General features: G+C 59.3%; 17 protein-coding genes and 2 pseudogenes. 10 read left to right on the forward strand and 9 right to left on the reverse strand.

What is annotated here, in order from left to right:
* The first annotated feature begins 114 nt into the window (after positions 1-114).
* The 3 genes from C2L66_RS39660 (at position 115) to C2L66_RS39670 (ending at position 3,258) form a co-directional block, all read left to right on the forward strand.
* A complete protein-coding gene (locus C2L66_RS39660; protein ID WP_060611344.1) occupies positions 115-735 on the forward strand; it encodes an SEL1-like repeat protein in 621 nt (206 codons plus the stop codon).
* 511 nt (positions 736-1,246) lie between these two features.
* On the forward strand, positions 1,247-2,635 hold the full coding sequence (locus C2L66_RS39665; protein WP_060611345.1) for a hypothetical protein: 1,389 nt from the start codon (positions 1,247-1,249) through the stop codon (positions 2,633-2,635).
* A gap of 419 nt (positions 2,636-3,054) precedes the next feature.
* The gene (locus C2L66_RS39670; protein ID WP_007577962.1) at positions 3,055-3,258 is read left to right on the forward strand and encodes a cold-shock protein; all 204 of its coding nucleotides are present in this window, start codon (positions 3,055-3,057) and stop codon (positions 3,256-3,258) included.
* A 161-nt stretch (positions 3,259-3,419) separates the two neighbouring features.
* Here the strand turns inward: C2L66_RS39670 and C2L66_RS39675 are convergent, their stop codons facing one another.
* Positions 3,420-4,181, reverse strand: a complete 762-nt coding sequence (locus C2L66_RS39675) for an H-NS family nucleoid-associated regulatory protein (protein ID WP_060611085.1) — start codon at positions 4,179-4,181, stop codon at positions 3,420-3,422.
* A gap of 404 nt (positions 4,182-4,585) precedes the next feature.
* On the opposite strand from C2L66_RS39675, the gene C2L66_RS39680 reads away from it, so the two are divergent.
* The 3 genes and pseudogenes from C2L66_RS39680 to C2L66_RS39690 all read left to right on the forward strand — a co-directional run bounded on the left by C2L66_RS39680 (position 4,586) and on the right by C2L66_RS39690 (position 7,392).
* On the forward strand, positions 4,586-4,912 hold the full coding sequence (locus C2L66_RS39680; protein WP_060611086.1) for an H-NS histone family protein: 327 nt from the start codon (positions 4,586-4,588) through the stop codon (positions 4,910-4,912).
* Positions 4,913-5,362: 450 nt separating this feature from the next.
* A pseudogene (locus tag C2L66_RS39685) lies at positions 5,363-6,321 on the forward strand (D-alanyl-D-alanine carboxypeptidase family protein).
* A 213-nt stretch (positions 6,322-6,534) separates the two neighbouring features.
* Positions 6,535-7,392: an MBL fold metallo-hydrolase gene (locus tag C2L66_RS39690; protein WP_060611088.1), complete on the forward strand. Its 858-nt coding sequence runs from the start codon at positions 6,535-6,537 to the stop codon at positions 7,390-7,392.
* A 605-nt stretch (positions 7,393-7,997) separates the two neighbouring features.
* Here the strand turns inward: C2L66_RS39690 and C2L66_RS39695 are convergent.
* Complete coding sequence (locus tag C2L66_RS39695; protein WP_012404431.1) at positions 7,998-8,255, reverse strand: DUF4242 domain-containing protein; 258 nt, start codon at positions 8,253-8,255, stop codon at positions 7,998-8,000.
* A 47-nt stretch (positions 8,256-8,302) separates the two neighbouring features.
* Positions 8,303-11,926, reverse strand: coding sequence for an AAA family ATPase (locus tag C2L66_RS39700; protein WP_060611346.1), 3,624 nt, complete (start codon positions 11,924-11,926; stop codon positions 8,303-8,305).
* Between the two features lie 189 nt (positions 11,927-12,115).
* Between C2L66_RS39700 and C2L66_RS41120 the strand changes: the two genes are divergently transcribed.
* Together C2L66_RS41120 and C2L66_RS39705 are read left to right on the forward strand one after the other, a co-directional pair.
* On the forward strand, positions 12,116-12,280 hold the full coding sequence (locus C2L66_RS41120) for a hypothetical protein (RefSeq protein WP_158512211.1): 165 nt from the start codon (positions 12,116-12,118) through the stop codon (positions 12,278-12,280).
* A 529-nt stretch (positions 12,281-12,809) separates the two neighbouring features.
* Positions 12,810-13,253, forward strand: coding sequence for an HU family DNA-binding protein (locus tag C2L66_RS39705; RefSeq protein ID WP_060611090.1), 444 nt, complete (start codon positions 12,810-12,812; stop codon positions 13,251-13,253).
* 239 nt (positions 13,254-13,492) lie between these two features.
* Here C2L66_RS39705 and C2L66_RS39710 read toward each other — a convergent pair whose 3' ends face one another.
* The gene (locus C2L66_RS39710; RefSeq protein ID WP_233445123.1) at positions 13,493-14,587 is read right to left on the reverse strand and encodes a zinc ribbon domain-containing protein; all 1,095 of its coding nucleotides are present in this window, start codon (positions 14,585-14,587) and stop codon (positions 13,493-13,495) included.
* 408 nt (positions 14,588-14,995) lie between these two features.
* Here C2L66_RS39710 and C2L66_RS39715 point away from each other — a divergent pair, with 408 nt between their 5' ends.
* Entirely contained in the window at positions 14,996-15,346 is a 351-nt protein-coding gene (locus tag C2L66_RS39715) for a hypothetical protein (RefSeq protein ID WP_148654678.1), read from the forward strand.
* Positions 15,347-15,456: 110 nt separating this feature from the next.
* On the opposite strand, the gene C2L66_RS39720 is transcribed toward C2L66_RS39715, so the two are convergent.
* Both C2L66_RS39720 and C2L66_RS39725 read right to left on the reverse strand, forming a co-directional pair.
* Entirely contained in the window at positions 15,457-16,650 is a 1,194-nt protein-coding gene (locus C2L66_RS39720; protein WP_060611096.1) for a GGDEF domain-containing protein, read from the reverse strand.
* Positions 16,651-17,167: 517 nt separating this feature from the next.
* Positions 17,168-17,440 (reverse strand): annotated as a pseudogene (locus C2L66_RS39725) (transposase); the annotation flags it as partial.
* A gap of 147 nt (positions 17,441-17,587) precedes the next feature.
* Here C2L66_RS39725 and C2L66_RS39730 point away from each other — a divergent pair.
* Positions 17,588-18,721, forward strand: a complete 1,134-nt coding sequence (locus C2L66_RS39730) for an IS701 family transposase (RefSeq protein ID WP_060611100.1) — start codon at positions 17,588-17,590, stop codon at positions 18,719-18,721.
* A gap of 320 nt (positions 18,722-19,041) precedes the next feature.
* Here C2L66_RS39730 and C2L66_RS39735 read toward each other — a convergent pair whose 3' ends face one another.
* From C2L66_RS39735 to C2L66_RS39745, 3 genes are all read right to left on the reverse strand, one after another.
* Positions 19,042-19,383: a DUF6966 domain-containing protein gene (locus C2L66_RS39735; protein ID WP_060611102.1), complete on the reverse strand. Its 342-nt coding sequence runs from the start codon at positions 19,381-19,383 to the stop codon at positions 19,042-19,044.
* A 394-nt stretch (positions 19,384-19,777) separates the two neighbouring features.
* On the reverse strand, positions 19,778-20,140 hold the full coding sequence (locus C2L66_RS39740; RefSeq protein ID WP_060611104.1) for a hypothetical protein: 363 nt from the start codon (positions 20,138-20,140) through the stop codon (positions 19,778-19,780).
* A 24-nt stretch (positions 20,141-20,164) separates the two neighbouring features.
* Positions 20,165-20,617: a hypothetical protein gene (locus C2L66_RS39745; protein ID WP_082670598.1), complete on the reverse strand. Its 453-nt coding sequence runs from the start codon at positions 20,615-20,617 to the stop codon at positions 20,165-20,167.
* Position 20,618 lies beyond the last annotated feature (1 nt).

Genomic DNA, 20,618 nt, shown 5'->3' on the forward strand with positions numbered 1-20,618 from the left:
GTCTTGATGCTGCCTTGCGTGGTTGCGAGCGCCACGGACTTTCAAATCAACAGGTTACAATCAGCAAAAGGTGAGCTACAATGTGGTGCGTTTTTCACCACGGAATCGCTCACCATGCAAATGGAAAGCTGGGTAGGAGCAATCGAGCGCGAATGGCATCAGTTGCGCCGTGCTGACCCCGCATTGGATGTCGAAAAGTTTTCCCGTCACGTCATTGCGGCAAACAAGACTGGATTCCTGTCACCGGAGTCACTCGCCGCAATCGCAAACGCCCTTCTCACCAGCACGTTAAGTCACGCACCCTATCTGGGCCGCGGATTACTGGAACGCATTGGCGCGAACCGCCATCCGGCATGGCGGACGGCAATGGCCATTTCTCTGGTCACACCGACAGGAGGAGAGGCGGACTTTGAGCGAGGTAACGCGATTCTCGAAGACGTGATGAACGATGAAACCGCAGAGGATCGTCTGCGCGGCTTGGCCGCGGCGGCGCTGGCCGACAGCGCACGGCTTGGGCGGGGCATGCAGGCGGATGTCAGCCGTGCGCGCTCGCTCTACGAGCAGGCCGTCGAACTGGGACACAAAGCCTCAGCACATAATCTCGGACTTTTCTGGGAGGGCGTGTGGGGTGCAGAAGACAGGAGCGTTGTCCCAGACCGCACAAAGGCCATGCAGAGCTATCGACGCGGTGGAGATGACAAACGTTGCCAACGCCGTCTGGAAGCACTGCGCTGAGGCACTACCGTCTGCGAGTCGGGCAGGTGGAAGCGCCTGAGAGGCACCCGACGAATTGCTCTCATCAAGGGATTAAGGCAAGGTGACGGAGACTCTCCGTCCTCCGTGATGGCGGCGTACCGCCCCGCCCGCAAGTCGCTCCAGTGCGACAAGCCGGCGTCCAAGCAACGTACCAAGTTCTTCCCGATCGGCAATGTGATCGGCGAACTCCTTGCTCAGAATCAATGTTGCAAATTCGTGGGCGCTCAACACGGAATGCTCCAGATGCGAAGAGACAAACGCTGGTCGTCAGGTTTCCCGTGACGGGGCGTTCGATGGAGGACCCACAACGGTGGATCTAATGCTGAGGGCGAAAAGTTTAACGTCGAAATGTGACAGCATGGGGATGGCCGTTATAACGCTGGACGCCCGGCGAAGACGCACTAGGTAGCGACTGACGCATCAGATAACAGCATTGCCTCGCCTATAATCGCGATATCCAGAATATCAATGTCGCATGGAGCCCTACTTTATGAGTCAAGCCCGCGGGCGATATGCGGGATCCCGGCGCAACGGCCAACGCCAACCTCACCACGAGAAAAAATCTCCGCCCCAACGGCAGGGACCACCGTATGTGAAGGCGCCTCCCCGCGACTCCGCCCAGACTGCGTCCATCTTCAAAACACGATCGTTTCAGTTTCTCGTCGATGCGGTAGGCGCAGAGAATATCGCCATAGCACTTGAATCGAACATGACACGCGTGGCGGAACTCATGAAAGGCGAAAGGTTCACGCCCGAGACCGCCTTTCACATGGAAACCACGCTCGGGTTACCGCATGGCTTTTTTGACCAGCCCAATCCTGCGCTCGCGGACGAGACCATCGCTCGTCTGAAGTCACCGCTCGACTTCATTCAGATCGATGAAGGATTCGACGCAGAGTCCGAAGCACTTGGGCCGGCTCCTGCCAGGACCATCGACCAGCAACCAGTTCCTGAAGATAGTTTGTCCGAGGAAGCGCAAATGCGAAAGAAAGTAGCCGTCGGCTCGCCGGGAGCCGTCAAGAACCGTCAAGTCGATATGCCCGAACAACCTAAACCGCGTGCATCGCTTAAAGCGTCGCCTTCTAAAGAAAGGACGTCTCCTAAGACGCCCCAACAACAACCTCTGGAATTGAGCGACAGCGCTGAGGTAGAAAAGATTCGACGCGCTAACCTCCACGTTCTCACGCGTCGCAACGGATCGAAAGTAAGACTTGGCGTGGTCATGGAGATGAGTGGATTCAACATAGCCGATCGGCTACATGGCAAGAAGCGCATGGACAGTGTCGAAGCAAACCGGTTCACGGAGCGACTGGGTTTGCCACCTGGCTGGCTGGACACGCCGCGCTCCGAGGCCGAGATTCCAGAGTCGGTGTCGCATATGCTTACGCCTGCTTCGCGTGGTCGCGTATCCGCCCAACAACACGCGCCGCTTGCGACTGCAACAGACGATGGCGCGCCAGTGAAGAAGCTCGCCAAAGCGAAGGCGAACATGACGCGTTCGCCTGCGGGCGACCTGGGCGGATCGGAAAGCCCCTCGCCTGTTTCCGGGGATGCCGCTGGAGAGCAGGAGACATTGGTCGTCAGCCGGCAAGATCATGTCAATGATTTTTCCGACGACCTTGCCGGTCGCTCAATCGAACAAGGTGATGGCGAGACCCCAGTGGTCACACCGGCAGTCCCTGAGTCGCTCCCCGCCGCCGCAATACCGCAGCGAAACCCGGTACCGCCCCCCTTCGCTTCCGTGACCAGCCTGGACAATCTTCACGGTATCGAACCGGTTGCGGAAGCATTGATCAAGACGCTGGCAGGTAAAGCACGCACGGGTCGACTGGACGAATTGAAAGCGCTGGAACTTTTGCAGCAAGCGGTCCTGTTGTGAGTCGGTGGCAGCGTGCCAGCCCCCTTGTGCCATAACGCATAAAGCGCATCGGGGCGGCCCGGGACCGCTGTGCGAAAAATCGCCCCGTTTCGGGTCGACCATCGACCACGGATCCTGTTGCTGACCGGTCGCGAGCTCCGCAGTATGGCGGATAGTACTGAATTGAATCGGTCCCCGTGGCGACAGGAAACGGTTATCACGGCGACTCACGCATCCCCAACAGCCCCCAATGATGCAGCGGCCGTCGGCCAGAATGACCAGCGCCTGACCGGCTCGGACCCCACGGGAAGTGTACCGTGTGCTGTCCGTGGACCTGCTGATTGGCAGGTCTCATCCCGGCGTGGTAAAAGTATCCTTTCTCGGGTGACCGCTTCGTGTCGCGTTCGCGAATGCGCTCTTCAACATCTACAGGTTTAAAAATGGCAACCGGTACAGTGAAATGGTTTAACGATGCGAAAGGCTTTGGTTTCATCACGCCGGACGAAGGCGGCGAGGACCTGTTTGCCCACTTCTCCGAAATCAAGACGGAAGGCTTCAAGTCATTGCAGGAAAACCAGAAAGTCAGCTTCGAAGTGAAGATGGGACCGAAGGGCAAACAGGCCGCCAATATCAAGCCAGTCTAACTGGCGCGCACATCGTCCTGACAAATGACCCGCCTTGTGCGGGTCAAATTTTTTTGGTTTAGCGTGTCAGGCGTCCGTGCATTGGGTGGTGTTACGGTGCGCCGGTTCGAGCAGGACGGACAAGTCCTGCTCATGGCCAGTCACCCCACCGATAGCATCAATCAGGCGACGAGGGGCACCGACGCACTATCACTGGTTGGTGCCGCCGCTACCAGGTTCTGCGGCGCCCGCTTCGCAGGTGCCTTCCTCGCCACCGATTCTTTCGCCGCAGTTTTCCTGACTGCTGTCTTCTTCGCCGGTGTTGACTTCGTTACTGCCTTGGCTTTCTTCGCGGTGACCGTTTTTCCCGCCACTTTTTTCGTCGTGGCTTTCTTTGCGGTCGCCTTGCCGGACGAGATGGTCTTCGAGCCCGAGGCGCCCTCTTCCGCAGCGACAATCAGAAACTTCGAACGGTCTTTGGCGCCAGCCAACCATGCCGGTGCCGGGCCGCGGCCGCTCCATGTCGCCCCACTCTTTGGATCGCGGTATTTCGGCGCCTGGGGGCCCCTCACGTAGTTGCCCGTCGTCGCTGGTTTCTTTGCCGCAGTGGCCGGTTGTGCAGCACTATCGTCGATCAGAAACTTGGTCCGATCACGTGCGCTCGCGATCCACGTCGGTGCGCGGCCGTGCCCGGTCCAGGTGGCACCCGTCTTCGGATGACGGTACTTTGCCGATGCTGCCGGCTTGGCAACCGTCCTGGCGCCTGGCTTGCGGCCACGCTTCTTACCGCCCGTATGTGCCTCGATGTCGGCAACGGTCAAGCTGTGCTTTTCCATGAGGTCACGAATCTTCGCGATGACGCCGACCGACTGCTTCGCGGCAAGCGCTTCGGCCTGGGCCTGCAACCTGGCGATTTTTGCCTGCAAGTTATCGAGTGTGGTCATTCTTTCCTCTTTCTGTATGTCGTAGTGGCCGAACTATGCCAGCAAGTAAGACGCACGTCGATAGTGGCACGCTACAATTGGAGAGGCTCAGACGCCGAACGGATTAACCCGGGTGCTTCGTCGGCCTTTGTTAAGGCAGGACCAAGGGCTGAGCGACGACGATCGCTGCGCTACGAAAGCCGCTATAGCCGGACCGCTCGCAACCGGCCCCACTCAGCCCCGGCGCCAAACCGCGAACTCAGACACGCGACCTGCCGGGATAACCGCTGCTTTAATCCGCTGGAAAGCGGCGACTGCCGCTCCGCGACTCAGCGCGATTGAGCAGATCAAATCCGCTTCAGACAACGGATTTTCCGCAGATCCTGTGGAAGAAATAGTCGGACGGTACTCACGGATGAAAACGAATGGATGAACGTAAGCGGGACAGCATGATCGCTTATCTCCGCCACCGGATGGAAGAATATGGCATTGCGCCGGACGACCTGGCCTCAGCAATAGCGGGCGATCAGGTGACGCAGAAACCAGCCCGGTATCAAAATGCGACGGGGGATACCTGGACGGGCGACGGGGACATGCCCCAGTGGCTGAAGCAGGCGATTAGCGCAGGACAAAGACTCGAGCATTTTGAGATGACTTCGACGCCGCCGGTACAGGATAGCCAGCGAAAGACGATCGACTGGCGCGACGACCCTTTCGCAGGGAGTCCACTCGCGCGGCAGCACGCTGACTGACGAGTTCACCTTCTCGTGCTGGGCGAACGCTGGCTGCGACAGATGAATTCGATAGGGCGGTCCCCGTTGCCTTCCAGGCTGCCGCAAAAAGCGGTGATAGAAAGGCTGCATCGCGGGCATCCCGACCCGCCCGGATCTGGAGCCTGGAAGGGCGCGACTCCTGGAAATCCTCACCTTTTATCGCCCTGTGTACACGGAAGCATGCCGCCCGGCGCAGCGGCTCAGAAAAGAGCAATGCGGCTCGACGTCGCTCCCGCTGAGTAGCCTTCCCTATTCCGACCATCGCTGCGGGCTTCGGCGAATCGCGCCCGACGACCCCCAAAATTCTGTTGACTTTCCCGCACCGGATGCTGCTTCGAGCGACTACATTTATCTTGTAGGAAGGCGATCTTGCGCATGAAGTGCCCCCTGCCTCCGCATTGCGGTCCGCAGCTCCGAAGCGAGAATGACATGAAGAAAGTGATCTGCGCACTGCTGCTTGCGGCCACGTCTCTCTGCGCGCGTGCTGACACCCCGCCGCTCTACTCCCCGAGCGTGATCGTGTACGACGTCACGCGTGGCGAAGTCCTGCTGGAAAAGAATGCCGACGATATCCGACCCATCGCGTCGCTGACCAAACTGATGACCGCGATGGTCGTACTCGACAAGGCACAGGAGATGGGAGATACCCTGACCATTGACGAGGCCGACATCGACCGGCTCAAGCACTCGGGGTCCCGGATACCCATCGGTACGTCGCTCGAACGCGAGGCGATGCTTCGCCTTGCACTGATGTCGTCCGAAAACCGTGCGGCGTCCGCCCTGTCACGCTCGTTCCCCGGGGCCAACCGGCGTTCATCGAGCAGATGAACCTGAAGGCGCGCGGGCTAAACATGTCCGGCACGCATTTCGAGGATCCGACGGGACTCTCGCCGGACAATGTCTCGACGGCTCGCGATGTTGTCAAACTGGCAATCGAAGCGTCGCACTATCCGATGATCAGTTTATTTACCACGCTGACAGCGTACGAACAGACAATTGGCAACCGGACGCGTTTCTATCACAACACGGATCCCGTCGTCCGCTGGACGGATTGGGACGTTCAGCTCGCAAAAACGGGATACACGCGCGAGGCGGGTCGCTGCATCGTCGTCGATGTCGCGATGCCGAGAGGCCCGGTGATCATTGCGCTGCTTGGCGCACGTTCGGCCCGTGCCCGCTCCGCTGATCTGGCCACGATACGCAACTGGGTGAACGGCGATGAAACGCCCGTAGCCGTACCTCGGCTGTACTACGCCTCGGCGCATTCGCATCACAGCCACCCGGGCGTCGCCAGCCAACCGCATCGCGTAAAGGTGCGATTCGCGTCGACCGGCCCGTCACACCGCCATGCGTCGCGCCGCGTGATCGCCAGTCGAGCCGGTGCATAAGCGCGCCTGATCCGGCAAGACACGCATCGCCGTCGACACCAGAACGTGTTTCTCCTCGAAAGGGCCGTATTGCCAGACTGATCGAACCGCAGATCGCGCGCCTGGAGCCGCTATTCGTCGACGCCACAGTCGCGTCCGGCTCCGGCAGATGTTTGAACGATCTATCATAGTGAAGCATGAGGTCGCCATGACTTGTCCGAACTCAAGCATCGAATGAAGCCACCACGCAACACCGACTCCGTCCCAGGGGAGTGGTACATCGACACAGCGTGCATCAATTGCGGTGCATCGCGTCATGTCGCGCCCGAGCTGATTGTCGAAAAAAACGACAAGAGTGTCTTCGTTCGGCAGCCCATCACGCCGGAAGAGCGACTCGCGGCCTGGCGTGCGGTGTTCGTATGTCCTACGGCATCGGTACGCAGCGAAACGAAGCAGCCTCGCCCGAACGCCGCGATCTTTCCGCAGCAGATCACATCGGGTGTGTGGCGCTGCGGATTCAACGCGCGGTCGTCGTTTGGCGCACATTCGTATTTTGCGGCGCGTCCTGACGGCAATCTGCTGATCGACTCACCGCGCTATGCGACGGAGCTGGTGAAATGGTTTGACGACGCCGGTGGTATTGCGCACATACTTCTGTCGCATCGTGACGACGTCGCAGACGCGGACAAATACGCGCGCCAGTTCGGTGCTCGCGTCTGGATCCACCGGGAGGACAGCTCGGCCGCCCCATATGCTACGGATCTGCTCGACGACCGGTCAGCACCAGGCATCGCGGCCGGTGTGCGCGCAATCCCTCTGCCCGGGCACACTCGGGGTAGCGTCGCATACCTGCTCGAAGATCGCGTGCTGTTCTCCGGTGATTCGCTTGCCTGGAGCCCACGCGAGCGGGACCTCATCGCATTCAGGGGTGCGTGCTGGTATTCATGGACGGAGCTCACCGAATCGCTTGGCACGCTGGCCGCATATCGGTTCGAATGGCTGCTTCCTGGTCACGGTTGGCTCGCACACTTGCCGGCCGAGGAAATGAGTGCGCGCTTGCTCGCGTTGGTTACACGCATGCGAAGTGATTGAAGTCGCCGGGATGCCGTCTTCCGGCGTGACGCGGTTATAACCCGTCGGCATCTAGCCCTGCAATCCAAAGGAGCGAGGTGAGATTGCATTCGCTCTAGCCGGGCAGGTCTGCCATTCTCCTGACCTCGCGGCGCAACTCACTGATCGTCAACTGAATTTGCCAGATTCCAGCGTAGGAAGACTCGAGTTCGACCTCAACTGACGTTCACGTCTCACCTTTAGCAAGGCAGATTCAGGTCGCTCCTCTGCCATTCGCGCCGTAGTGACCGCGAATGTCATCTCTCGTCCGTCGGACGCGAACTTCCGACCTGTTGCTGCCCGTCAGCCCGGCGCCGGCTATGGGCCGCTTTCAAGATGCACCGGTCATAGTCGCGCCTTTGGAACCGGTGATATGGCCGCCCCGCGCCCGTCTTTCGCCGTCGTGTTGTCAACGGCTCGCCCCTTGTCCCCGCGTTGAGCCATTGTTAGTTTTGGCCTGGAGTGACGGGCTGCGAGGCAGACTCGAACGCGTCGATTGCTGGTTGCCGCGGCTGCCCGGATGCCATAGCGGCAAGCCTGTCGTTGGATCGGCTCAGCCATCAGTCAATGCGTCCGTGCCCCACCTTCTAATTAAACATTTCCGGCCGCAGATCGCTTACCTCGATGATCACGTCGGCGGGCAAATTCGCCCGGCGAGCAGCGGCGCGGATGGCGTCTGCGTTGGGCGCCTCATACAGACAATAGGTCTTCTTCTTGTCCGCGCTGAGAAACGAAAAGAGCCACTCGACGCCCTCCTCGTCGTTGATTCTCTTAACAGTTGCAGCACTTTCACCCGTGACCTCGAGTTGTTCCGCAAAATTACGTTCAATCATAAAACGCGGCATGTGATTCTCCTTGAGTAGCGACTGCTCGTTGCGCGTCAAACACTGTACTAACTTTTGCGCCGAGCTTCTGTCGGTGCGCCACCGATGCGCTCCACGAGAGCGAACATCTTGAGTCTTCTGGCTGCGGCGGCCGCCATCGAGAGCAGATCTTGCGCTCGTTCTCTATCTTCTCTGCCATTGCGCGCCGCCAGCATGAGCGCGTATTCGTGCCGGCCATGGGCCAGCCACGGCCACGCCCGTAAGCGCTCATCCATGCGCAGCGCGTAGTCGAAATGCTGTTCGGCGGCTGACCAGTCGCCGAGAGCACTGGCCAGCATGCCAAGAAACCGTGCCGCAGATCCGCAGCACAGCGTAAAGACTGGAACCGTGACGACCTGATCCTGGAACGGCAGGAGAAGGGCATAAATCCGTTCGGCATGTTCGACGTCCCGCAAGCGGGCAGCAACCTCCGCCAGATATGTCAACGTGACAAGCCGCCTGCTGTCCATGGGGATGCTGGACTCCGATTCCGCAAGCCGATCAAGATTGTCGCGGGCCTGCGCTTCGAAGCCGAGATCACTACAGATCAACATGAATCCTGGCCGCCACGTAGCGTCCTCAGAATGCTCGTCGACAAACCGCTTGAAGATCGGCGCTACCTCGGCGAGCCGACCCTGTTCGCGGCGTATCGTGAACATCTGCATGCCGTAGACACCCGTTGCGAGATTCGCGTCAGCGTTCTGCGCCATCTGCAACGAGTCCCGCGTCTTGTGCTCCGCCTCAGCAAAGTCACCGACGAGTATGGCCCGCATCGCCTGCGCCCCCGTAACGCACCACTTGTCGACAAAGTGCTGTCCACGGGCGGCAATCTGCCGATACCGCTCCAGCGCGCTCTCGAAACTGTCCACCTCGCCGATCTCCAGGTAGCCGGCAAGACATCGGGCGCATGCATGACCAATGGTGTGCGCATCGCCGAGAACTTCCGCGATCTGTCTGAGTTCCAGCAATACGCTTTCACGCTCCGGAAATCTGTTCGCAGCCAACGGTAGAGCCGCGACATGCATCAATTCGCAAGCCAATGCGTCGAACACGCTCGGCAGATCGTTCAGGCGTCTGGCAAGATCGACGGCCTCCACGGCAAATTCACTATTCTGTTCGCGGGCACCCGTCATATGAACTGTGCGGAGAAGGCGACTCAACAGTCGGCAACGCTCGACTGACTGCTCGGTACCGATCAGGGTGACCGCCTCTGCCAGCAACGAAAGCGATTCATCGCCGGAGCCTTCGAGGAACGTCTCTGCGGTGTCAAACTCCAACGCTGCCTGCACGAGATACGACGTGAGCTTCTGTTCGCGGGCAATTCGGGCCGCCTCGCGAAAGGTCGCGATCGCCTCGCGCCGCGCCAGTCTGAGCTCTGCCCTGCCCCTCGTCAGCAGCAGACTCAGCAGGTGCATGGCCCGATCCGCCTCACTGCAGGAGCATCGGCTGATCAGTTCAAGTCCGCGCTGGGCATGGGCGATAGCCTCGTCGTAGGCGGCGCCCGCGAGTGCCCGCTCCCCGGCACGCTGCCAATAGCCGAGCGCGCGATCCGGCAGATCGGCCGCAGCGAAGTTCTGAGCGATCAATTCGGGTTGCCGCTCGACGATGTCCGGATAGTGTTCTTCAAGCGCGGCGGCAATTAGCGCGTGGTAGTGGCGGCGGCGCGCCAGCAGCAGGGATTGATATGCAATTTCCTGGATCAATGCATGCCGGAACAGATAGGCGTCGCCACCAGCAGGTTTTCCTGAAGCAGGAGTAATGATTTCGGCCGCGATCAGGCGAACGAGCTTTCGTTGCAGTTCATCCTCCGACCTGGACGCAATCAACCCAAGCAGCTTCGTGTCGAACTCACGTCCCACCGTGGCTGCGATCTGCGCGGTTTCCTTGACGGTTGGCTCCAGCCGGTCGAGCCGCGACAGCAGCGAGCCCTGCAGCGTGTCCGGAATCGCGATCGTCTGCGGCGTGCCTTTCAACTCGTAGCTGCCGCCCGCATCCTCCAACAGATCGCTCTGGAGAACGGTCTTGGTCAGTTCCTCGACGAAGAGCGGCACACCGTCCGTCTTCGAGACGATCTGATCGAGTACGAGATCCGGAAGCCGCTTGCCCCCCGTCAGCCGCTCGACCATCGCAACGCAATCGCGGCGCGATAACCGGTCGAGATTGCGTTGTACGAGATGAGGGTAAGTCCATCCCGGTTCAAACTCAGGCCGCGCCGTGACAAGTACCAGCAGCCGGGACGACACCAGTCGCTCAACCACGAGCCGAACAAACTCGAGAGATGACGGATCGATCCAGTGCGCGTCTTCGACAACGAAAAGTACCGGCTGAACGCGCGTCGACGTTTCGAGTATCGCCACCAGCACGTCCAGCGTCCGACGCTTGAAGGAAGGCGACGATGTCTCAACTGTCGGATGACGCGCTCCTGTGGGAATCCCAAGGAAATTTGTAAGAACCATTAGCGTCTCGTCGGCATCGACTCCGAGTCTCGCGATCCCAGCCTCTAGCCGCTCCATATCCGACGCATCCGAAGCGTCGGGGCCGACGCCGAAAGTGCGCTGTACCCAGCGTTGTACCGGCCAAAAAGGGCTGTTGCGATAGTACGCGGAACAGTGAAGCGAAACGACCACATGTGTATCGTCACTAATGCCGTCGCAGAGCGCCCGCAGTATGCGAGATTTTCCGATTCCCGGCTCGCCGGTCAACAGCACGCAGCGCATTTCCCCATCCACACTCTGCCTCCAGTGCCGCCGGAGCATCTCGAGTTCCGCAGCCCGGCCGATGAGTGGCGTGATCCCTTGGGCGGCCCTGATTTCGAAGCGGTCGATCGTATCCGCTTGCGCCAGCACACGTTGAACCCGGACCGGATCAGCGACCCCTTTCAGCTCACGCCAGCCAAGGTTTTCAAGCTTGAACGATCCTTGGATCAGGCGTTGGGCGGTCGGTCCCACGACTATCGCGTCCGGAGGAGCAAGCGACTGCAGCCTTGCGGCGATGATTGGCGCCTCTCCGACGATCGCGCGGTGATCCAGCGAAGATCCAGCGCCAATCGCTCCGGCTACGACAAGTCCCGTTTCGATCCCGATTCGCGCCTGCAGCCGCACTCCGTACTCTGTTTCGATGACCCCGTTGGCCTCGCGAAGCGCAGCTACGGCGGCAAGGGCGGCGAGTACCGCACGTATGGCATCGTCTTCGTGCGCATTCGGATAGCCGAAATAGACGAGCAGGCCGTCACCGATATAAAGCGCGATATGGCCTTCATGAGCTTCGATCGCGCGTGCACAAGCTTGATGGTAGACCCCTAGCAGACGTCGCATATCCTCTGGATCGAATCGCTCAGCTAGCGCTGTCGAATCGATGAGGTCGATGAACATCACTGTGATTTGCCGCCTCTCGGCCTCGATGGATCCGGTTGCAGGCGGCGAAGACAAGGCTCCGCGTTCCTCCGCCGGTCCAAGCGGATGTGCGTGAGTTTCGGCCAGCGCCGCCAGTCCTTTTGCGAGCCGCTTGCGGTCGCCAAGCGTAAGGCCGAGTTCCTTCAGGTCACCCTCGGAAAGATCGCCGAGCACATCCCAGTCGATCCCTTGCAACGTGAACTTCGCAGCGTGCGCGCCGAGGCCAATCTGCGCTAACCATGTCGTCAGATCATCGGTCATTGCTGCGTCTCTGGAGTACCCATCCAACGTTATCATCGGCGACGTGGCCCAACTTGTCCACGCGGCTTCGCACTCTTTTCGGCGGGTGGCTGGAGAGCCGCGTACGATCGGACTTGTTAAGTAGTTACCGCGAACATTGCCCCGCCTGATCACTGGGTTTTGAGCGCGGTCACCGCCCACCCGATCGCTATGGGAGCGTTCCGGAAAACGATTCCCATCGAAGTCTCGTGGATCGGGCTCGGCGTCTTCCTGTTGCCGACGCTCGTGCTGAGCATGCTCGCTCGCTGGCAGTTGGCCGCATCCATCCGCGAGACCTCCGCGTTGTTGCTCGGCGTCGCAGTGTATTTCGCGTAGATGCTGCTGGGCCACTTCCTCAACCTGCGATTCACCTACCCCGAAGTGACGCCGTACCTTGGCCGGGTGAACAGCGCGCTTCTCACAATGACGCGGGGCGCATCCGGTATCGTCCTCGCGGCATGTGCGGCGCGTTGGCTCCGGCCGGCTACCGTCTAAGGTTTCATCCGGCTCGGACGGCACGTCCAGGCGTGCCCGAGGCGGCGGGAGCACCGGATTACGCTGAGGTGGAGCAGATCGTGCTGCCCACGCCTCTCTGACGGCAGCCCAAGACTGAGTCAAGAGTCCGAAGCAATCCCAGGCATCCTGAAAACACTCACCTTTCGCCGGTAGCTATCCGTCGTCTACAAGGGGGGGCATCCCCCACTTTTGGGTCCATCGAGCGGAACTGTGTTGCGGGAATTTCATTTCAGTGCCTGTTTTAAGGCTTTTTCTTGACATATAGCGCACCTGACGTCATAGAATGCCTGTGCTTACTGCATGAACTGTGGCGAGCACCTCCTAATTCGAAAGTGAGTCATCCACGACTATGGCAAAGACTGCAACGAAGACGGCAACCAAGACCGCAACGAAGGCTGCTCCGAAAGCTGCCAAACCGGCTACCAAGGCTGCACCGGCAAAGGCTGCAAACGGGACGGCGAAAAAGCTGGTCGCTGGCGCACCTGTGAAAGAGACGTTCACAAAGGCTTCCCTCGCCAATCACGTTGCACAATCGGCTAATGTTGAACCAAAGGCCGCGAAGGCGATTCTCGCCGCGCTGGAAGACACCATCCTCGGCTCGGTTCACAAGAAGGGTGCTGGCGAATTCACGCTGTCGGGTCTTCTGAAGATCACGGTTCAGCAAGTGCCCGCGAAGAAGAAGCGCTTCGGCAAGGATCCGTTCACGGGCGAAGAACGCTGGTTCGACGCGAAACCGGCAACGGTTCGCATCAAGGCGCGCGCTTTGAAGAAACTCAAGGACGCGGCTGCATAAACGCGATGGCGTTGGCCTGCCGCTGCACAGGCGGCAACGTGTGCGGGCGCCGATGTCGGCGCCCGTGTTCATTTCCGCCCTCGTATCCCTCACCACGCACGGCGGCAGCTCTACATGTTCGCTACGTCTGGCTCCCGAAGCATCTCATCTATCCGTTCTGACTCAACTGACCATGTGCTCACCGGCCGGTGTGACCAAGGCGCTTTTCGTTGGGCAGCGCATCCAGAAAGCAGATTCTGTCAGTTACTTGCTGGCGGCCGCTTACCGGGTTCTGCAGAACGGCGTTCCACCGTCTCCGCAACAGGCTCGCCGCACTGGTTGCAGAAAGGAAAAAAGGCGAAGTTACGGCCGCCGCAGGCGCAGACTTTGAAAAGATTCAGCCCGCAATGGATGCAGTACGAGGCCTGCTCGCCGCCAAGATGCCACGGCTTGTCGCAGGACGGGCACAGCTTCTTCTGGAACGTACTGAGTGCCTTTTCGTAATCGACGCCGCGTGCGCGTTCGGTCCGACTCTGTTCCAGGTCGGCGCGCTTTCGCTCGACGTACTTCTGGAACGCACGAAGCATGTAGATCCCGGCGAACACGACGAGCGCGATACCCACCAGCACGCGTACATATCCCCCGAAACTGGGCAGGTACGGTACAAGCTCGACGAAGAACGCCGTCAGCGCGAAGAGGCCAAAGCCGTACACGAACGACCAGTATCGGCTTTTGCGAAAGCGAATGAACAGCCATACGCCAACGAGGAGAAGCGGAAGCGTCAACGCAAGGCGCCACCCGAATACGATGAGCTCGTAACGACGGCTCGCCGCCTCGTAGCGCGTGTCGGCTGCCTGCCTGGCAGCCGCGATCTCGATGCGCAACTGCTTCAGGTGCGCGTCGATCGGCCGGGCCTCGTCGGCGAGCGCATTCTGCTGGCGTTGCCAGCCCGCGACACTCGCCTGAAGTTCGTCGAGCTTCTGCGTCCGTGCAAGCAATTCCGGGTCATTGCGGCTATCCCCCGTGACCTGTCTGGTCGCGATCCAGTTCCTGAAACTCTCACGCGCCTCCACGTACAGCTTGCCTGCGCGGTCGTAAGCGATGCGAGTGTTCTGCATCTTGTCATTCAGTGCCTCCCGCTGAAGCTGCAAATCACGCATCTGCGCATCGAGCTGTGAGGTCGCTGCATCGCTGAACTGCGCGGCTTCCGGCGGCCCGCCACGCGGGACGTACATCAGATCGCGGATCACGAGCGAGCCCAACATGTTCAGGAAGATCGCGAAGGCGATCGCGATGATCCAGGAAGCGATTTTCAGCAGACGTGCCGGCCGCGAATATGCCTGGCTGTTGCCCATGTTGAACTCTTTTCTCATCAATGGTGACCCCTACGTCTGTTGTTGAACTCCGGCTTCGGCCGCCCCGACGACTAGCAGCGGGAGGATGGTGCCGTTCTATCGTGGCAGTGTCGCCGGGCTAGGCTCCCGCGAGAGTTTCCCGGTCGTGCAGTGTCGCGGGAAAACCTTCCCCGCCCGCAGTGCCGACCGAGAATATTCGGGATTGCCATCCCGGACATTCTCACCTAACGTGCCGGTGTCGGCGTAAGGCAATATGCCCGAACAGCTACCTGCGATCTCGCGTTTTCATACCACAAGGTTTTCAGGATGCCTCGCTCCAAACACAGTGGACGTTCTAGCAAGCGCCGGGTTATCCCCTCGAAGAATGCCCTCCTCCCGCTCCCACAAGCCAGGATCACCGAAATTTCATTGGGATACCATCTCGCACTCGCAGCGTGTGGCGGGGTCCACGGTAGCTCTGATCTTTTTAACGAGTTGACCCGCGCGACCTACCTGAGCTTCTATCTTGGCGAAATGGGCTACATGCCCGTCGCGCCTGATCTGTACCGCATGGCCGAGGCGGGTCTCGAAGCTGGGATCCGGCGCGGCAACGAAAAAGGGGCGTGGCAACTCGATCCATCGGCGGTGGCGACGCTGGAAGTAGTTCTCCAGGTTCACGATTCGCAGCTTGCGAGCGCCCGTGCAGGAGATCTGATCAAGGCAGAGCAGCGGCTGACTCATTTCATCATGAGCGGCAAGACAGCTTCTCCGTTCGACTAGGCAGGCGACAGGCGCGTCAGGCAATGGTGTCCATCGATGCGATAACAGGCCACATCGTTGGTTATGTCACACATCGGTGTTGTTCGGGTGCGTCCCGGCTTTTGGGCCGATCATGGAATATCAAGCTCCGGGACCTCCCGCGCAGTATCTAACGACTCCGTGAGCACCTTGTTTCGTCCGGCGTGCTTTGCCGCGTACAGCAGATGATCGGCGCGTGCCAGCAACGCCGCGACCCCTTCGCCGGGTCGATACGCAGCTATGCCAGCGCTCGTTGTGACGCGCAGCGTGGCGTCGATCTCATCGAAGCGCGAGGACTCAAGCACGATGCGAGATCGCTCTGCGATCTCGTACGCAAATTTTCCGTCGGTGGCCGGCAACAAAAGCACAAACTCCTCGCCGCCGATCCGTCCCACTACGTCGTTCTCGCGCACCGCGGCGCGCAGGATCGCGCCGAACTGGCGGAGCACCGCATCGCCAGCCGCATGCCCGTAGCGATCGTTGATGGATTTGAAGTTGTCGATATCGAAAGCGATGAGAGCGAGCGGATAGCTTTTCTTATCCGCAATGCTGCGGCCCGCAAGGCGTTCAAACGCACGCCGGTTCAGGGTTTCGGTGAGCGAGTCCAGATCCCGTTCGAGAACGAGCCGGTCTACCACGTCTGACATCGCGGCGGCCAGCAGAACAAGCCCCAGCACAGAGCCCATCAACGCGAGCGATATCTGGAGTAACACCCAGAAAATGGTCTGTGCAAACGGGACGGTTTTATGAGGTAGTGGCTGGATGACCGTGAGCGGCGTCCTGACGAGAAAGCTGGCACCGAAGATCAGCAGCACCCAGAGCAGAACGTGATTAATGGTGCGGCCATTGCAGCGGTTCCGGAAACGGGCGGCGGTGAATAACATCAACAGCCCAGCGCTGAGATTAAGAATGTAGATGCGCACCAGCAGATTCGACGCCACGAAGGAGAAGTAATACATGCCGCCCAGTACGAGCGTGAACATCGTCGCATGCGTCGCGAGCCGGAAGTGAAGCCCTGCCCTGCGCAAGACGCCTTCCGCCAGCAGTTGAATGCTGAGTACATAAAACGTTGCCGATACGAGCGCGTTCAGTTTCCATTCATCCGGCAGGTGACAGATCTGCACTGCTGAGCCGAGTGCAAAAGCGCCAAATGAAGCGGCGAGAAAGCGTAGATAGCGCAGCCGTTTGTCATAGACCCACGCACAGGCAAAACCGAGTGAAAAGACGGTCGTAATACCTGGAATGATCAGCTGGACGAGTTGATTGGGCGTTATGTGAGCGGGCATGTCGCTCCCCTTCTTCACAGCGCTGCCTGGCGTTAAATGGTCGGCCCCGCGAGCAGTAGACTTGCAGAGTACGTTAGTCAGCCGGCGTTACCGCCCCGGCCAGAAACGGTACGGCACCCCGTGTACCGCGAACGCGATTGTACGCCAGGAGCACCAGATGCCCTTCGAGCCAAGCCTGCTCGATGGCATGAGATCCGGGCCGTGTTCGGGCCCCTTGGGAAGCGGCGCGAGTCTTCGTCAACGTCAACCATTACCGGGACCGATCCGTAGCGAGCAGCGTTGGAAATGATTGTCGACTGCCCGATACGACTACCATCCCATCTGCCGCGGAGAGACGCCACACACCTGTAGCGCGAAAATGATCACGTGAAAGGCAAACCATGTTATCGATTCTGCTCGATTGATGGCGACTACCTGGTCACTTGTCAGCATGCACAGGTTGTAGTAAGCGAGGGGCTGGCTGCTTCGGGCCGCGCGTCTGCGCTTCGTTCAGCTCTTTCGGCTTCAATCCGGTCGGCCTCGCGAGCAGGACTTCGTGCAGTCGGTCCCAGACGCCGGCGGCCTGCCGGTCGCGCAGACGGCGCCAGCAATTCATGCCGCTGCCGCAGCCCATCTCGCGCGGCAGCAGGTCCCAGCGCAGAACCGTCTGCAGGATGAACAGGATGCCCGTGAGCAGCGCACGATCGTCGAGCGGCTTGCGCCCCGGATAACGGCTTCGCCTTGGTTTGGGAGGGGGCAGCAACGGTTCGATGAGTGCCCAAAGTTCGTCGTCGAGTTTGGGTTTAGCCATGGCCTTTTCGTCGTCGAAACAATGAAAAGGTTAACAGGATTCATCGAGAGTAAACAGCCGCTTCATTCATTTTGTTAAGGCCTCTAACACTACAGCCGTAGTTATTTTTTCCTATACTAAGTTAGTACTACTACCGTGTATAGGGCTATGAAAGAGATCGCTAAAGCATGGGAACGTGAACTGGATAAATTGCATGAGAGACTGGCTGGCCTGTTCAGGCGCTCCGAACCGCGACAGCGTTCACTAGCCTATCTAAAAGGTTTGCTGGGCACAGTCGAGCGCAAGAACGGATGGCAGCTCGCAGAATGGATCGGCGAAGCCACACCCGACGGGGTGCAGCACCTTCTCGAGCGTGCACAGTGGGATTCTGACGCAGCTCGCAACATCCTTCGTGACTACGTCGTTGAACAACTCGGCGAGCGCGATGCCGTGCTGATGGTGGATGAGACGGGTTTCCTCAAGAAGGGCGAGTATTCTGCTGGTGTGCAGCGCCAGTACAGCGGAACAGCTGGCCGTATCGAGAACAGCCAGATTGGTGTATTCCTGTGCTACGCAGGAGACGGGGGCAGCGCATTTATCGACCGGGAGTTGTACGTCCCGCAAGGCTGGATAGATGATCGCAATCGCTGCCAGGCGGCGGGCGTGCCTGATAACGTGAAATTCGCAACCAAGCCCCAACTCGCGCGCTTGATGCTGGAACGGGCGCTGGATGCTGGAGTGCCCTGCGGCTGGGTTACAGGTGATGAGGTGTATGGCGGTGACCGGCTCTTGCGGTTGTGGTTCGAATCACGCGGGCAAGCGTTCGTGTTGGCAGTCGCGAAGAATGAACCGCTGTGGTGGCAAGGCCCGACCTCGGTGCGTGCCGACAGGATCGCACAAGCGTTGCCGCCACGTGCCTGGCGCCGCCTCTCGGCCGGAATCGGCGCAAAAGGCGAGCGTCTGTATGACTGGGCGGTCACACCGTTATGGCGCCTGCAATTTAGCGCTGAGGAACGTCGGTTTGGCCATTACCTGCTGGTGCGGCGCAGTCTCGACGAGAGCCGCGAACACGCATATTACGTCGTCTACGCACCCCGCACCAAAGTTACCCGTCAGACGCTGGTCAACGTCGCCGGCAGGCGATGGGAAATCGAGGTCGGATTCGAGGCCGCCAAGGGCGAATGCGGCCTCGATCAATATGACGTGCGTCGCTGGCAGGGTTGGTACCGTCACATCACGCTGGCATTGTTAGCGCATGCGGCGCTTGCTGCCCTGAGGGCACAGGCCAAAAAAAACAGTTGAAGGCTCACTGCCATTCAGCGTTCAGGAGATCCGCCGGCTACTCTGTCGACTGATATGGCGAACGCTCCACTCCATCGACCATATGATGTCGTGGTCAATGTGGCGGCGCGGACATCAGTACCGCGCCCAGCAGTGTCATTACCGACGACGCGGTGGCGTGCCTCCGCCATATCTACGGCTGTAGTACTAAGGCCGCGCTCAAAGCTAAGTTACCGGCAATCCTGAATAGAACGTCTTATCAAACAATTGCAGCGCACTTTACTTGAGCGTGTTCCCAGCCACGCAACTGTTCTGTTCGCTGAATTGTTCGTCGCATCTGGTTAGGGTTCCGTAGCAATTAACGTAAGTGCTAGATCAAACACCTCGCTTCGCACCATGTCGAAATCCTCGGTTCCCGGAATGAGCGTATAACGACCAGTCGTCGACTCGTAGGCAGCGGGAGCGTAGTCGTTAAATGAGCCCATTCCGCCATAGACATGGCGAATGGACGATGACAAGTCTGCGAGGCCCCTCGCGGCAACTGGTCCAGCCCGCAACTGGCGAGCCCACACTAAGTCCGACTTGAATTTTCGTGTCCATTGGCATCCTGGATCCAGGACGAGCAAAGCTACAAGCTTTTCCAAGGCTTCAATCAACTGATCGAGCGCGGTGAGTTTGTTCAATTCAACGACTTTATGGGCGTAAATGTTCCGATCGCTCTGGCGTTCGGTATGAATATTTGGATACTGTTTTCGCCACCAGCGCAAACGCCGCCTTGGGTGCCAACTGGACCGTAATAGTAAGTCGTCCCGGCCGGAAACTGTGCAGCGATTACACTGTCGATAGGCGAGGCAGCAGTCTTCGCCCCCGTTACGGGGTCGATCCAATACGGCTTTACCGCATTGTCAATGCGTGCTTGAGCCACGCTCTGGGGCATTTCGAAGTTAAAGAATGAACCACCCGGATTACTTGCGTCGCCTACCTTGAAAAGAACCTGATCTGAAGACTGGATCGTCCCGACGCTATAGCGACCTCCTGCAAAAGTGCCTGCAGCCGAATCCCGTAGCGGTCCCGGATTCATGGCGTCATATGTGTACGCAACGCCCGCCGCGCGCCTTCGACCGCGACAGCGGCTTGGCCAGCGTTTCCAATGTGGTCCAATGCTACGCCCAAAACCACGTTTCCTGCAATCGAGCCTATCGTTGTCGGATTGCCCGTCTGCTGCAATGCTGCCTGCTGAAGCATCAGATCTTCAGCCTGCGGGTTGAAATCGAACAGCGTCGAACCCGGCTGAAGGTTCGCCGGCAGGTTATCGAGCAATGCCTGTGGGCCAAGCGGGTCGAGCGCCGACCCACCCAGCGAACCCGACACATACGATGCCTGGCCGGCTACGGGCGTCGGCAACGGTGCACCGACCGAATGCGGCGTCGTCAGATTCAAGCCGGGCAGATCGTGATGTTTCTACTAACGCGAATCTTTTTCAGGTCGCCATCCTTCCTCGATACGCTGAACAAGCAAAGTGTCGTTCCACGACCCACGTATCGGGAGCATACGTTGTTCCTCATTCAATGCACCAATCATCCAGGATTTGCTTCCATCCCATAGCCACCAAGTCTCAACCTTTCCTGTTGATGGGTCGACGACTCCGGTCCGAAAAATAGGAATTTCTGTCGCATGATCCGGGAGAGGACGATTGGCAACTTTATGCACAATCCCTTGCTTGGCAGCCGCAGCCACCGGGAAAAAAATCCAAAAATTGGTTTTCTGTTCAACCAACATTTCCCAAGCGGGGGATTCATTCAAATATATACCGGGAAGAACCCTGATCAGCGATCCCATCGGAGCAATGTTCCGAGAAAACTGAAAATATGCCTGTCCTTTCGACGTTTCTATCGAAAAAATATCACCGCGCTTCATA

Origin of the sequence: Paraburkholderia caribensis, from assembly GCF_002902945.1 — a bacterium.
GTDB classification, from domain to species: domain Bacteria; phylum Pseudomonadota; class Gammaproteobacteria; order Burkholderiales; family Burkholderiaceae; genus Paraburkholderia; species Paraburkholderia caribensis.